This window comes from Bradyrhizobium sp. SZCCHNRI1009 (assembly GCF_032487575.1).
Taxonomy (GTDB): Bacteria; Pseudomonadota; Alphaproteobacteria; order Rhizobiales; family Xanthobacteraceae; genus Bradyrhizobium.
Genome location: NZ_JAUEUL010000002.1, coordinates 705173 through 719696, shown reverse-complemented (window position 1 = coordinate 719696; position 14524 = coordinate 705173). Strand labels below are relative to the sequence as shown.

General features: G+C 66.5%; 12 protein-coding genes. 1 reads left to right on the top strand and 11 read right to left on the bottom strand.

Going from position 1 to position 14524, the window contains the following annotated elements:
• Positions 1 to 538: 538 nt before the first annotated feature.
• From QX010_RS06905 to QX010_RS06880, 6 genes are all read right to left on the bottom strand, one after another.
• The gene (locus QX010_RS06905) at positions 539 to 1585 is read right to left on the bottom strand and encodes a peptidase M29 (protein ID WP_315802411.1); all 1047 of its coding nucleotides are present in this window, start codon (positions 1583 to 1585) and stop codon (positions 539 to 541) included.
• A gap of 32 nt (positions 1586 to 1617) precedes the next feature.
• Positions 1618 to 2379, bottom strand: coding sequence for an ABC transporter permease (locus QX010_RS06900; RefSeq protein WP_316178437.1), 762 nt, complete (start codon positions 2377 to 2379; stop codon positions 1618 to 1620).
• Positions 2376 to 3152 carry an ABC transporter permease gene (locus QX010_RS06895; protein WP_315802409.1) on the bottom strand — a complete coding sequence of 259 codons (777 nt, stop codon included), beginning with the start codon at positions 3150 to 3152 and terminating at the stop codon, positions 2376 to 2378. The genes QX010_RS06900 and QX010_RS06895 overlap by 4 nt, the downstream gene beginning before the upstream one ends.
• The gene (locus tag QX010_RS06890; protein ID WP_315802408.1) at positions 3149 to 3994 is read right to left on the bottom strand and encodes an ABC transporter ATP-binding protein; all 846 of its coding nucleotides are present in this window, start codon (positions 3992 to 3994) and stop codon (positions 3149 to 3151) included. Before QX010_RS06890 ends, QX010_RS06895 begins: the two co-directional genes overlap by 4 nt.
• A gap of 105 nt (positions 3995 to 4099) precedes the next feature.
• Positions 4100 to 5806, bottom strand: coding sequence for a dihydroxy-acid dehydratase (ilvD, locus tag QX010_RS06885; protein WP_316178434.1), 1707 nt, complete (start codon positions 5804 to 5806; stop codon positions 4100 to 4102).
• A 24-nt stretch (positions 5807 to 5830) separates the two neighbouring features.
• Positions 5831 to 6808, bottom strand: a complete 978-nt coding sequence (locus QX010_RS06880; protein ID WP_315802406.1) for an ABC transporter substrate-binding protein — start codon at positions 6806 to 6808, stop codon at positions 5831 to 5833.
• A 472-nt stretch (positions 6809 to 7280) separates the two neighbouring features.
• Between QX010_RS06880 and QX010_RS06875 the strand changes: the two genes are divergently transcribed.
• Positions 7281 to 7631: a RidA family protein gene (locus QX010_RS06875; RefSeq protein ID WP_315715601.1), complete on the top strand. Its 351-nt coding sequence runs from the start codon at positions 7281 to 7283 to the stop codon at positions 7629 to 7631.
• A 119-nt stretch (positions 7632 to 7750) separates the two neighbouring features.
• Here the strand turns inward: QX010_RS06875 and QX010_RS06870 are convergent, their stop codons facing one another.
• The 5 genes from QX010_RS06870 to QX010_RS06850 form a co-directional block, all read right to left on the bottom strand.
• Complete coding sequence (locus QX010_RS06870; RefSeq protein ID WP_315802405.1) at positions 7751 to 7987, bottom strand: hypothetical protein; 237 nt, start codon at positions 7985 to 7987, stop codon at positions 7751 to 7753.
• A gap of 113 nt (positions 7988 to 8100) precedes the next feature.
• Complete coding sequence (locus tag QX010_RS06865) at positions 8101 to 9477, bottom strand: sigma-54 dependent transcriptional regulator (RefSeq protein ID WP_316178432.1); 1377 nt, start codon at positions 9475 to 9477, stop codon at positions 8101 to 8103.
• Between the two features lie 12 nt (positions 9478 to 9489).
• Complete coding sequence (locus QX010_RS06860) at positions 9490 to 11292, bottom strand: ATP-binding protein (protein WP_316178430.1); 1803 nt, start codon at positions 11290 to 11292, stop codon at positions 9490 to 9492.
• A 139-nt stretch (positions 11293 to 11431) separates the two neighbouring features.
• Entirely contained in the window at positions 11432 to 12754 is a 1323-nt protein-coding gene (locus tag QX010_RS06855; protein WP_316178428.1) for an NAD(P)/FAD-dependent oxidoreductase, read from the bottom strand.
• 290 nt (positions 12755 to 13044) lie between these two features.
• Complete coding sequence (locus tag QX010_RS06850; protein WP_316178426.1) at positions 13045 to 14367, bottom strand: dicarboxylate/amino acid:cation symporter; 1323 nt, start codon at positions 14365 to 14367, stop codon at positions 13045 to 13047.
• Positions 14368 to 14524 lie beyond the last annotated feature (157 nt).

The window sequence follows — 14524 nt, the reverse complement described above, 5'->3', positions numbered from 1 at the left end:
TGCCGGGTGAAGGCCTCACCCATGGCCCGCCTGCGAAAAAAATGCAGGCGGCAGGTACCACAGGCAAAGCCGAACACGCCGGCATTCCCTGCGCGATGGGTCTAACGCTTATACGCAGTCTCCCTGGTGCGCCGGGCTTGTTGGCCACCATCACCGCGCGGCACTGAGGCCGACGCGACTTGATACCAGCGTCGGGGTATCAGGACGCTGCGACTTCACGTCCGCAAGCGATCGTTCGTCCGCGCCCTCGTAAGAAGACGCTGCGATCTCTCGCGGCCATCGCATCCCCACCTCGCGTGTCGTGACGATCGCGCGCAACGCCCCTCCGCAGTGAGGCGGGATGCAGAGAGAAAACCATGATTTCCGAAAAATAGCAAGTGATTTATTTTTTTCTGAATTCGCTCAGGTTCGGGATCGTCATCGATACGCCTCGTCGTGTTGGGCGACCTGCCGCCGCGACCAAGGTGCGCTCCCCTCCCCCTTGCGGGGAGGGGAGCGCCCCGTTGTCGGGGCGATTGCTCGAATACGACCAAGGAGTTTATCCGAACACGTCCTGCAGCACGCCCTCCTTGATCACGGCGACGCCGTCCAGCTCGATCGTGGTGCCCATCATCGGCAGGTCGAAATGGCCCGCCGTGTAGCGGCCGGCGAATTCGTTGGCGCCGGTGGAGAACAGGAAGTTGCCGGGGACGGCGCGCAGTTCGGTGCCGTTGGTGTCGCGCTGGTCGTACATGGTCAGCGCCTCGTAGCGCGCGCCGGGGTTCATGCCCCAGCCGACATGCGACACCGCATAGGCCTCGCGGTCGCCCCAGGAGGCGAGATAGGCACGCATCATCGCGGCGTCGGCGCCCTCGCCTGCCAGGTCGGTGATGTAGTCGTCGCGCAGCGTCATCGTGACAGGCGATGAGAGATAGCGCTTGAAGGTGAGGTTGATGTCGCCCGGCGCCATGACGATGGTGCCGTTGACCGATTTGCTCTTGGGAAAGCTGACGACGATGCCGCCCGGCCAATGCGCCAGCGTGCCGGGACGGTCGGTCCAGCCCCAAACGCCGACGGTCGAGGCGCCCTCCATGACGACGTCGAGATCGGTGCCGGCCTTCGACGTCACGCGCATGCGTTTCGTGCCGCGCAGCATCTTGGCGGCGGCCCGCACGCGCTTCTCCAGCGCCGAGTCAGGCCGCATGCGCTCGAGCGCTTCCGGATGCTCATTGGAGATGACGAGAATGCGCGCGCCGGCTTTGAGGATCTCCGGCGTCTCCACCGCGTGCATCAGGCCCTCGATGGTGCAGTCGACGACGAAGCCCGCTTGCTGCAAGGCCGTCACAACGGGGCCGAGCTTGCCGATCGCCTCCGACGCGCCGGTCGAGCGCACCGGCACCGGGTGGGGGTTGCGCGGGGTCGGCACCACGACGTGGAACGGACGCGCGCCCATGCGCAGCAGCGCCAGCTCGGCGATGTGCACGTTGAGCGGGCGCGACTGCGTCTCCGAGAGGATGGCGGCGGTATCGCCGGCCTTCACGGCACAGCGCTCGAAGATCTCGCAGAATGCGTCGATCCATTTCGCCTCGATGCGATCCGCCAGCATGGTCGTTCTCCCGATTGTTGTCGTTGTTTGTATCAGACCGAGGGGAAGCCGCGCAGCAGGTAAGCGCGCAGGCCCTGCAGCAGGGCGTTGAGAATGAGGCCCAGGAGCGAGATCGTGATCAGCGGCACGAACATGTCGACCGCCTGGAAGGTGCGCGCGGCGGTCACCAGCACATGGCCGAGCCCGTCGGTCGAGGTGATCATCTCGGCGAGGAACACGACGATGCAGGAGATCACGAGGCCGATGCGGCAGCCGGTTAGGATCGACGGCATCGCGGCCGGCAGCACCACCTTCCACAGCACGTCGCGCGGCGGCGTCCCGGCGGCGAGTGCCGACCAGATCAGCTTCTGCTCGACGGTGGTGGCGCCGTAATAGGTCGACAGCAGAATCGGAAACAGCGCATCCGCCGCCACCAGCATGATCTTGGATTCGTGGCCGAAGCCGAGCAGCAGCAGGAAGGCCGGATAGAGCGCGACCTTCGGCAGCGGCGCCAGCACGCGCACGATGGGCTTGACGGCGGCATTGACGGGCGGGCTCACCGCAGCGGCAATTCCCAGGGAAACACCGAGCACCACGGCGATCGCAAAGCCCGCGAACAGCCGGAACAGCGTCGCCACGATGTCCTGCTGGAAGGTGACGCTCGAGAGCTGCTGACCCATGCGCAGGAACACCTGCCCCGGCGGCGGCAGCAGGGTCGGCGGCGCGTAGCCGAACGACACCAGCCCCTGCCACAGCAGCAGGACCAGCACGATCGGCGCGGCGCCCAGCAGGATGTGGTTGGAGGTGCGCGTCATGAGAAGCTCAAGGGCATGTCGAACTGCGGCTCGGACCAGCGAACCAGCCAGCGCCTGACGACCTCGAACGCCGCATCGAGGCAGATGCCCATGGCGCCGATGATGATGATCATCGCGAACACCGTGTCGTACTGGCCCATGTCGAGCGCGTTGAACAGGATGTTGCCGGCGCCGGACTGCCGCGCGATCATCTCGCTGGTGACCATCGTGATCAGCGCCAGCACCAGGCCCGTGCGGCAGCCGGTAAGGATCTCCGGCAAGGCCGCAGGCAGGACGATGCGCAGCAGACGCTCGGCCGGCGACAGACCCATCGCCGCTCCCGACCACAGCATCTTCTCCTCGACCGCCTTGGCGCCCTCGAAGCTGTGGTAGATCACCGGAAGGCTGACGCCGAGGAAGATCACCAGCGTCTTGGAAATGTCGCCGACGCCGAGCCACAGCATGATGATCGGCATCAGCGCCGCCTTCGGCACCGGGTAGATCAGCATCAGCAGCGGATTGAAGAAGGCGGCGGTCGACCGGCTGCGCCCCATCAGCAACCCGAGCGGAATCGAGAAGGCGAGCGCCAGCGCGAAGCCGATCGCCATCCGCCGCAGCGAGGCCAGGATGTTGATCAGGGATTCCTTGTCGGTGAGGATCGGCGGAATCGCGCGCAGCGATTCCAGCGCGGTCGGGAAGCTGTCGTTCTTCAGCCCGAGCGAGGCGAGCTGCCAGGCCAGGAGCAGACCGCAGCAAGCCAGCACCGGCGCGAGCGGCTTCGACAGTCCATTCATGACGGCAGCTCGTTGTCACCGGAATCGTCGAACATGCGCTCGATGTCGACGATGTATTTCTGATAGCGCGGGTCCAGCAGCAGCTCCTCGCGGCGGCGCGGCCGGGGCAGATCGATGTCGATCACCTCGCGGATGCGGCCGGGCGAGCGCGACATCATCACGACCTTGTCGGACAGGAACACGGCTTCCTCGACCGAGTGGGTCACGAACAGCACCGTCTTGCGGTCGCGCTCCCAGATGTCGAGCAGGTCGTTCTGCAGCCGCGTGCGCGTGTGCGCGTCGAGTGCGCCGAACGGCTCGTCCATCAGCAGCACCTCCGGCCCGTAGGCCAGCGTGCGCGCCAGCGCGACGCGCTGCTTCATGCCGCCGGAGAGCTCCTTGGGATAGAATTTTTCGAAGCCGGTGAGGCCGACCATGGCGAGCAACGTCCGCGCGAGCGCCTCGGCCTTCGCCGGCTTCTTGCCCTGCTGCAGCGGACCATACATGACGTTGCCGAGCACGCTCTTCCAGGGGAACAGCGCGAACTCCTGGAACACCGGGCCGCGATCGGGGCCGGGACCGGTGATCGGCTTGCCCTTCATCTTCGCGGTGCCGCTGGTCGGGCTGACGAAGCCGCCGACGATGTAGAGCAAGGTCGACTTGCCGCAGCCGGAGGGCCCGAGGATCGAGACGAAGGCGCCCTCGCCCACCGTCAGCGAAATGTCCGACAGCGCGGTGTGGTCGCGGCGCGACGAGGTCTTGAACACCTGCGACACGTGATCGATCTCGATGATCGGCGTGGCCGCGCGGCGGCCGAGCGGCGTGCCCGCAAGCTGGCCGGGTCGGATCGGGGTCACGCCCATGTCGGCTTTTCTTTCCGATGCAGCACGCTCAAACGCTCCGTGAAATCAGGCAAGACGGACTGCCGCAGATTAGCAAGAAACCTGCCAATCGTCGCCACGCGCGGATCATTCCCGGTCCTGATCGAACCAGGGCCATTCGGCCGGCCCCTCGTGAGTCACGGCGCCGAGCGGTGCCTGCCCAACGAGTTTCGCGTATTTCGCCAGTGCTCCTGCCCTGTGCCGCGGCGGGCGCTGCGACCACGCGCTGCGACGCGCGGCGAGCTCGCGCTCATCGAGCAGCACGTCGAGCGTGCGCGCCTTCGCATCGATGCGGATCGGATCGCCATCCTGCACCAGCGCCAGCGGACCGCCGACGAAGGCTTCCGGGGAGACGTAGCCGATGCACAGGCCACGGGTGGCTCCGGAGAAGCGGCCATCGGTGATCAGCGCGACCTTCTCGCCCATGCCCTGACCATAGATCAGCGCGGTGACACCGAGCATCTCGCGCATGCCGGGACCGCCGACCGGTCCTTCGTTGCGGATGATCAGCACCTCGCCGGCTTGATAGTTGCGCGCGCGCACGGCCGCGACGCAGGTCTCTTCGTCTTCGAACACCCGTGCACGGCCCTCGAACACCAGGTTCTTGAGGCCGGCAACCTTGATGACGGCGCCATCGGGCGCGAGGTTGCCCTTGAGCACGGCGACGCCACCGTCGGCCATGATCGGCTTGGCTGGACTGAACACGATCTCGCCGTCCGGCACGTTGGCCGCGCCGTATTCCTCGGCCAGCGTGCGGCCCGTCACCGTGAGGCAGGAGCCGTCGATGTGGCCGCTCTCGATCAGCGCGCGGATCACCACGGCGGCGCCGCCGATGTCGTAGACGTCCTTGGCGGTGTACTTGCCGCCCGGCCTGAGATTGCCGATCAGCGGCGTGCGCGCGAACACCTCGCCGACATCGTCGAGCGTGAAGCGGATGCCGGCCTCGTTGGCGATCGCCGGCAGATGCAGCGCCGCGTTGGTGGAGCCGCCGGTCGCCGCGACGATCGCCGCGCCGTTCTCCAGCGCCTTCCGGGTCACGAGGTCGCGCGGCAGCGGGCCGCCACGCGCGAGCATCTGCATGATCAGGCGTCCGGCCTGCCGCGCCACGTGGGCGCGCTCGGCATAGACGCCGGGGATCATCGAGACGTTGGGCATCGACAGGCCCATTGCCTCCGACAGCATGCCCATGGTGTTGGCGGTAAATTGCCCGGCGCAGGCGCCGATCGTCGGCAGGCAGGACCGCTCGATGCCTTCGAGCGTCTGTGCATCGATCTCGCCGGTCATGTAGCTGCCGACCGCTTCATACGAATCGAGCACCGTCAGCGTCCTGCCCTGGTACTTGCCGGGCAGCGCGCTGCCGCCATAGATGAAGATCGAGGGCACGTTGCAGCGGACCATGCCCATCATCACGCCGGGCAAGGTCTTGTCGCAGCCGCCGAAGCCGATCAGCGCATCATAGGCGAGGCCGTGGACCACGGCCTCGATCGAATCGGCGATCAGCTCGCGCGAGAACAGAGAGAACTTCATTCCCTCGTGGTTCATGCTGATGCCGTCGGAGACCGAGACGGTGGCGAACTCGCGCGGCGTGCCGCCGGCCTCCGAGATGCCCGTCTTCGCCGCGTCGACCTGGAAGTCGTGCGTCATGTTGCAGGGCGTCTGCTCGCCCTTCTGGCTGACGACACCGATCATCGGCTTGGCGATGTCGGCGTCATCCAGCCCCATCGCGCGCATGAAGGCGCGGTGCGGGGCGCGGTCGAGCCCCTCCACCGTCACGCGCGAGCGCAGCTTCCTCATCGACACGAGCTCCGCGCCAGCCGCCTACTGGATCGGCGCGACGATCGTCGGATGCTTGAACTGGGCGACGTCGAGCTTCGGCAGCATGCCGGTCTCGGCGTAGATGTCGAGCATCTTCTGGATCGCCGGGAAGTTCGGCGCGGCGACCGGGTCGCGGCCGAAATCATTGTCTTTCAGCAGATAGGTATCGATCACGGCGACCGGCGCCTTCATGACCTCCGACACCACCTTCAAGGTCTCGTCGCGGTTGGCGAGCGCCTTCTTCATGCCGGCGGTGATGTCGCGGACATAGGCCTTCACCAGCTCAGGGTTCTTGTCGACGAAATCGGCGCGGCAGGCCTCGAGGATGTGGACGATGTTCGGCATCGCCTCGGACAGCGAGAACAGCTTACGGGTGCCGCCCTTGGCCTCGGCGCGCGCTGCAAAGGGCTGATTCATGTTGACGGCGTCGACACGGCCCTGGCGCAGCGCATCCTCCGACACCGCGAAACCGACCTCGACCAGCTTGATGTCCTTGGCGGGATCGAGCCCGGCCTTCTTCAAGAGCATGTTGAACGGCCCCTGCGTGCCGCCACCGATCACGGAGATGCCGACCGTCTTGCCCTTGAGATCGGCGATGGTCTTGATCGGCGAATCGTCCTTGACCGCCCAGTAGACCGAGAAGCCGCCCGGCTTCTCATAGACGTGCTGCGCGACGATGTAGGCCTTGAGGCCGCCGCCGACCACGCCGTTGGCGAGTGACAGCGGCGCCTGCGTCGCGCAGTCGAGCGCGCCGGCGGCGAGCGCCTGCGTCATCGGTGCCGTTCCTTGGAACTGGGTCCACTCGATGTTGTAGGTCTTGCCGATATCCGGAAATTCGGCGGGCCGCTTCATCATCCAGTATTTGGATTCTTCCGCCGGGATGGTCCAGCCGACGCGGATCGTCTGCTGTGCGAATGTCGGCCCCGCGCTCGTCACCAAAGTCATCGCCGCGAGTGCCGCCAGCATCAACCGTTTCCGCATCACGCCCCTCCGCCTCATCAAAAAAGGAACCTCGCGGAGAATGTTTCATGTCTCAAATATCCGTGCAAGCGCGGAAAACGCCCCATGCTTGCCTGCCCCATGGGCAACCCCGCTTTGCAGCGCGGTGAAGCGGCGTCATGCGGAAACGTCGCTGGCCGTGTGCTGCGGATATGCCGGCAACGCAAGGTCGTGTCGAGGCCTCATGGTTCGAGACGCGCCGCTAGCGGCGCTCCTCACCATGAGGAGATGCATCGTGCTGATGGACCGCGCCGCGAATTCCGGCCTCGTCCTGAGGAGCCCGCAAAGGCGGGCGTCTCGAAGGACGATGGAGGGCACATTGCCAGCCACGACGTTGTAAAAGGGGGCGGGAAAGAGGCTCGATTGCCACCCCTGCCCTGCCTCAGCCGACTGGCGTTGCCGCGCCGCACGCGCTAGGGAGAGGCCCCGAATTGACCTTTTGAGGAGTTCTTCGATGTCGATCCAGCGTTTCGAAATTGGCCCGCGCATGAGCCAGGTCGTCGTTCACGGCAATACCGTCTATCTCGCCGGAGTCGTCGCGCAAAAGACGGCCGGTGAAAGCGTGACCAAGCAGACCGAGGAGATTCTCTCGATCATCGACGGCCACCTCGCCAAGGCCGGCACCGACAAGTCGAAGCTGTTGTCGGCTACGATCTACCTCACCGACATCAAGACGTTCGGCGAAATGAACGCCGTGTGGGATGGCTGGGTCTCGGCCGGCAACACCCCGGCTCGCGCCACGGTCGAGGCCGGACTTGCGGCGCCGCAATACACCGTCGAGATCATGGTGATCGCGGCGAAGTAGACGCTGGGTCGCCGCGCCCTAGATCATGATGCGATTCCGCGGAATCGCATCATGATCTTATCCTTTTGTTTGAGCATGATCTTTTCGGAAAACCGGCTTCCACTTTTCCGGATCATGCCCTAGGCGGTGTCGCGGCGACCAGTGTTGCGATTGAGCGGATCACGCCGCTCGCGCCTGAGCCCTTCGGGAAGCACCGGCTCGGTGCCGGGCAAGGGCTCGGCCCGCACGTCGGCGCCCCACTGCTCCTGCTGGCGGGGCGTCGTTTCATCCTTGACCTGTTGCGGCTGCGGCAGACCGTCCTTGCTGACGGGGTCGTAGGCGCCGGAGCGCAGGTCGCGGGTGTCTCTGCCTGTCATGATGTTTCAACAAGCGTGCTGCGGCATTCGTTCCTGATCGCCGGCATGGAACGAGGCCTTCCTGCCTCAGGTGAGCGCAGTGGTCGGCGTCGACGGTGGCGATGCAGCCGCGGTCAGGACTGAGGCCGCGCCGGCGCGCCCTCGCGGATGCCGTCGACCTTGACGGCGAGCCGCTTGATCTTGTCGTAAAGCGTCTGCTTCGGAATGCTCAGCAGCGCGGCGGTCGCCGGCACGTCGCCGAGCTTGCGGCGCAACGCATCCTCGATGATCGAGCGCTCGATGTTCTCCAACTGCCGTGGCAGCGACAGCTCGGAGCCTGCGGCGCCCGAGCGGTCGAGGACCTTGCGGTCGAGCACACCGAGCACGAAGCGGTCGGCGACGTTGCGCAGCTCACGCACATTGCCCGGCCATGAGTAGCCGAGCAGCAGCGACATGGTCTGCTCGTTCACGATCGGCGCGTCGCGCTCGAACCGCTTGGCGGCCTCGAGGGTGAAGTGCTCGAACAGGATCGGGATGTCCTCGCGGCGTTCGCGCAACGGAGGCAGCTCGATGAAGGCGACGCCGAGACGATAATACAGGTCGGCGCGGAACAGCTTCTGCTCGCCGAGCTCGAACAGATTGGCCTTGCTGGCCGCCACCACGCGGCAATCCACCGCCACAGGCTTGTTGGAGCCGACGCGCTCGACCGAGCGGTCCTGCAACGCCCGCAGCAGCTTCACCTGCACGCTGAGCGGCATGCTCTCGATTTCGTCGAGGAACAGCGTGCCGCCATGGGCGTATTCGATCTTGCCGATCCGCTGCTTGGTCGCGCCGGTGAAGGCGCCGGCCTCGTGGCCGAACAATTCGCTCTCGACCAGCGACTCCGGCAGGCCGCCGCAATTCACCGCGACATAGTTGCCGCCGCGCCGGGCGCTGTGAGCGTGCAGGCAACGGGCGACGACGTCCTTGCCGGTGCCGGTCTCGCCATAGATCGTCACGTCGACATTGGTCGAGGCCAGATTGGCGACGAGGCGGCGTACCTCCTGGATCTGCGGCGAGCGCCCGAGCAGGCTCGCTTCGATGCCCTGGCGGTCGGCGAGCGCCGAGCGCAAGGTGCGGACTTCGAGCGTCAGGCGACGCTTGTCGAGCGCGCGGCGCACGACGGAGACGAGCTGCTCCGACGAACACGGCTTCTCGATGAAGTCGTAGGCGCCGTTGCGCATCGCGTCCACGGCCATCGAGATGTCGCCGTGGCCGGTGACCAGGATGACCGGCAGGTCGGGATCGAGCCGGCGCAGCTCGGACAGCCACTCGGTGCCGCTCTTGCCGCGCAGCCGCACGTCGGACACCACCACGAACGGCATGTCGGCGCGGACGATTGCGCCGGCGGCTTCGGCGGAGGCGAACGGCGTCACCGGGAGCCCGGCGAGCTGCAGCGCCTGGACGGCGCCGATGCGGACATCCTCGTCGTCCTCGACATAGATCACGCCGACCGGTTGCTCAGGAGTCATGCGGGGACCTCTTCAATCGGCGAGCGGCAGCAGCACGATGAACTCGGCGCCGGACGGCTCGAGATTCCGCGCCCGCAGCTCGCCGCCGAATGACCGTGCGATGTGGTTGGCGATGACGAGCCCAAGCCCGAGGCCCTTGCCGGCCGGCTTGGTCGTGACGAAGGGCTCGAACAGGTGCGGCAGGACATCGGCGGCGATCACCGGGCCGCTGTTGGCGATGGCGATACGGCACTGCCCCTCCTCACGCACGGCGTGGATGTGGATGGACTTCCGCGCGGCGCCCTCGACGGCATCGAGCGCGTTGGCGATGATGTTGCAGAGCAGTTGCTCGAGCCGGATCTGTTCGGCCCTGACATGAAGCTCGGGCGCGAGATCGATGGTCACGTCGACATGGCCGTCCTTCACCCGCGCGCCGAGGATCTTGAATGTCTCGGACAGCGCCTGCTCGACCGCGACGGCATCAAGCGGCGCGTTCGATTTGTAGGCGAACACGCGCAACTGGCCGGTCAGGCGCGCGAGACGGCGAACCAGCTCGCCGATGCGGATGAGATTGCCGCGGGCCTCGCCGATCATGCCGCGATCGACGAATTGCACCGCATTGTCGGAGGCGGTCTGCAGCGCCGCGAGCGGCTGGTTGATCTCGTGCACCATGCCCGCCGACATCTGGCCGAGCACGGCGAGCTTGCCGGCATGGACGAGTTCGTCCTGCGCGGCGCGCAATTCGGCGGTGCGCTCCTGCACCCGCATTTCCAGCCTGTCATTGGCGGCCTGCAGCGCGGCCTGGCTCGCCAGCCGCTGCCGGATCTCGCGGCGTCGCTGCGCCAGCAGGCCGAACGCCAGCAGCGCCACGATGCTGGCGAGACCCGAGAGCGTGCTGATGATCAAGGCCGTCCGCCGGATCGGCGCCTCGTCGTCGAGCAGCAGCAGCTGCCATTGCCGCCCGTTGAGCGGACGCTCGTCGACGCTGTAGACCGCGCCACGCTCGGTCGCGACCTGACCGCCGCGATCGGTCCTCTCCATGAAGGTCCAGCCGAGCGGCGCGAGGCTGGAACTGCCATAGGGCTTCGACGTCGCGATTTCCTCGAGCGCATCCACCGAGAGCGGCGTCAGCGGGCGGAAGCGCCATTCGTCGCGCGAGGCGAGAATGGTGACGCCGCGGGCGTCGACCAGAAGCATGTCGGCACCGCGGTTGCGCCATTCGCGCTCGAAGGCATCGAGATTGACCTTGACGACGGCGACGCCGATCGTCCGTCCCTGTTGCTTGACGGCATAGGACAGGTAATAGCCGGCGCGCGCGCTGGTGATGCCGATGCCGAAGAACGCGCCGCGGCCGGTCGCCAGCGCCTGGCGCATATAAGGCCGGTAGGACAGGTTGCTGCCGACCGGCGTGCCCGGCTGGTCGAAATCGGCGGCGGCGATCGCATCACCGGCGACGGTGAGGACATAGAGGTTGTCGGCGCCGGCCAGCAGATTGATCGACTTCAGATGCAGGCTGACGCTCTGCTGCAGCGCGCGATCGTCCGGCGTGCCGAGCAGCCGGAAGACATCGGGCGAGGTCTCCAGCAGCGACGGCAGATATTCGAAGCGCGAGAGGTAGCCGTCGAGCTGCGCGGCCTCGACCGCCAGCCGCTGCTGGGCCGTGGCGTGCCGCTGATCGAGCCCGCGGGAAAAGGCAATGGCATAGCCGAACCAGGCCGCCGTGCCGACCAGCGCAGCCGCCATCACTCCGCGAACGACCAAGCCCGCGCGCCTGCGGACCACCGCAGTGACGTCGGGATGTCGCTCGAGGCCGATCCGGAATGGAAGGTCCGTCATTCCCTTTTCCAGGCCCATCGCTCCCAGGCCCATGCACCGGGCCGCGCCTGCCGTATCCGCAATTGTTCTGCAAGTCTAAGGCCTTGCCGGGCCATAGGCGACAACAAAATCGGCCACGCCGGCGCCCTGGGCACCCTCGTCAGTGCAGCTTGACGTGCGGCTCGGTGCGGCGGGTGATCAGCCGCGCCAGCGTGTCCAGGGTCACCTTGGCGAAGCCGTGCAGCGCGTATTCGTGCATCTTGTAGAGCGACAGATACATCATCCGCGCGAACAGGCCTTCGAACACCAGATTGCCGCCGACCAGCGCGCCCATCATCGAGCCGACGGTGCTGAACTCGCCGAGCGACACCAGCGAGCCGAAATCGTGATAGCGGTAGTCCGCCAGCGGCTCGCCCCTGATGAAGCGCGGGATCTGCTTGTAGAGGTGCGAGGCCTGCTGATGCGCGGCCTGCGCCCGCGGCGGCACGTTGCCGCGCTCGCCCCAGGAGCAGGCCGAGCAGTCGCCGATCGCGAAGACGCGCTCGTCGCGCGTGGTCTGCAGGGTCTGCCTCACCACGAGCTGGTTGATGCGGTTGGTCTCCAGCCCCGCGATGTCCTTCAGGAAGTCGGGCGCCTTGACGCCCGCGGCCCAGACGATCAGCTCGGCCGGGATGACACGGCCGTCGGCGAGGCTCACTTTGTCGGGCCCGACCTCGGCGACCTTGGCGCCGACCAGCACCTCGACGCCGAGCTTTGCGAGCAGCTTCTCGGTCTCGCGCGAGACCCGCTCGGGCAAGGCCGGCAACACCCGGCCCGCGGCTTCGATCAGCGTGATCCGGATGTCCTTCTCGGCATCGACCTGGTCGAGACCATAGGCCACCACCTCGCGGGTCGTTCGATGCAGCTCGGCGGCCAGCTCGACGCCGGTCGCGCCGGCGCCGATGATCGCCACCTTGAGCTGGTGCGGGGCGATCGGCGACGACTGCGAGTGGGCGCGGATGCAGGCGTTGACCATGCGCTCGTGGAAACGCCGGGCGTCGTGCTGCGATTCCAGCTTGATCGCGTGGTCGACGACGCCGGGCGTGCCGAAATCATTGTTCTGGCTGCCGATGGCCATGACGAGCACGTCATAGGGGATGGTCCGCCGCGGCGTGACCTCGCGCCCCTCCGCATCGAGATAGGGCGCCACCAGCACCTCGCGCTTGTCGCGGTCGAGGCCGATCATGTCGCCGATGCGGTAGTGGAAGCCGTGCCAATAGGCCTGGGCGAGATAGTCAACCTCATGCGCCGAGAGGTCCATGCTGCCCGCGGCGATCTCGTGCAGCTTCGGCTTCCAGACATGGGTGCGGTTGCGCTCGACCAGGGTGACGTCGAGCTTCCCCTTGCGGCCGTATCCGTCTCCGAGCCGGGTCGCGAGCTCCAGGCCGCCGGCACCGCCGCCGACGATCACGATGCGAGGAACACCAGACTGCGCGACGGCCATCATCAACCTCCCCAAGGGTGACCGCGCCGCGACGGAGGGACTGCGATGTCACTCCGGTTGCGTCATCACGTCGGAATGCGCGGCCTTGCGGCACCAGGCGGGATGCCTCCACGGTGAGCCCCTGCCCGCTGCCACCCTAGCAGATTATCCGAGATGTTGGCGGCATCGCGATTGGGCTTGACCGACTGATGCGCCGGGCCCTGACGATGACGAAGCGGGCATGCCACATTTTGGCACGACGGCGCCACTGACGCTGGAATGCGACAGCAGCGCCACCCGCGACCGCAGGCCTATCCCGTCGTGACGGCGACCTCGACATCGGCCGGATCGATATCGCGATCGAGCGCGATGCGCAGCTTGTCGCGATCCAGCTCGCCTTCCCACCACGCCACGATCACGCAGGCGACGCCGTTGCCGCACAGGTTGGTCAGTGCGCGGCATTCGCTCATGAACTTGTCGATGCCGAGGACGATCGCCATGCCCGGAACGAGCTCCGGGCGCACGGCCGCCAGCGTTCCGGCCAGGGTGATGAAGCCTGCGCCGGTGATGCCCGAGGCGCCCTTCGAGGTCAGCATCGCAACCAGCAGGATCGTGATCTGCTCGCCGAAGGAGAGGTGGACGTTCATCGCCTGCGCAATGAACAGCGTCGCCAGCGTCATGTAGATGTTGGTGCCGTCGAGATTGAACGAGTAGCCGGTCGGAACCACCAGGCCGACGACCGGCTTGGAGCAGCCGAGCCGCTCCAGCTTCTCCATCATCTGCGGCAGCGCGCTCTCGGACGACGAGGTGCCGAGCACGATCAGCAGCTCGTCCTTGATGTATTTGAGGAACTTGAAGATCGAGAACCCGGCGATGCGGGCGATGATGCCGAGCACGATCACGACGAAAGCGATCGCCGTGAGATAGAAGGTCGCGATCAGGCCGGCGAGGTTGCCGAGCGCCTGCGGCCCATAGCGGCCGATGGTGAAGGCCATGGCGCCGAAGGCGCCGATCGGAGCGGCCTTCACCACGAGAGCGATGACGCCGAAGATCGCGTGCGCGGCGTCGTCGACGAAGGCGCGCATCGTGTGGCCGCGCTCGCCGAGCGCCATCAGCGAAATGCCGAACAGGATCGAGAACAGCAGCACCTGCAGGATCTCGCCTTGCGCGAACGCGCCGACCACCGTGTCCGGGATGATGTGGAGCACGAAGTCGACCGACTTCATCTCGCTCGCCTGCTTGGCGTAGTTGGCAACGGCGGCGGCATTGCTGCTCTGGCCCTGGAACCCTGCTCCCGGCTGAATGAAATTGCCGACGATGAGCCCGAGCGCGAGCGCGAAGGTCGAGACGATCTCGAAATAGATCAGCGCCTTGACGGCGACGCGGCCGACCTTCTTGACCTCGGAGACGTGTGCGATGCCCGACACCACGGTGCAGAAGATGACCGGCGCGATCACCATCTTGATCAGCTTGACGAAGCCGTCGCCCAGCGCCTTGATCCATTCGTTCTTGCCGAGCTCGGGCCAGAGCCAGCCGACGATGACACCGAGCACGATCGCGAACAGGACCTGCACATAGAGGATGCGGTAGAACGGCTTCTGCGGCGCCGCTGCCGCCGTGGTGGTTGCAGACATCGTATCTTCTCTCCCTGATCTCACTCGGTCTATCTCTCTGGTCCGCCTATGGCCCGCGTCCGCGCCGGCGCCGTTGCGTGCCGGGACAACGTCTCGCGTCCGGACGCGGGCAGCGCTGGGGCGGACCCGAGAAGCTCGCACAGGCGAGATCGCCTGT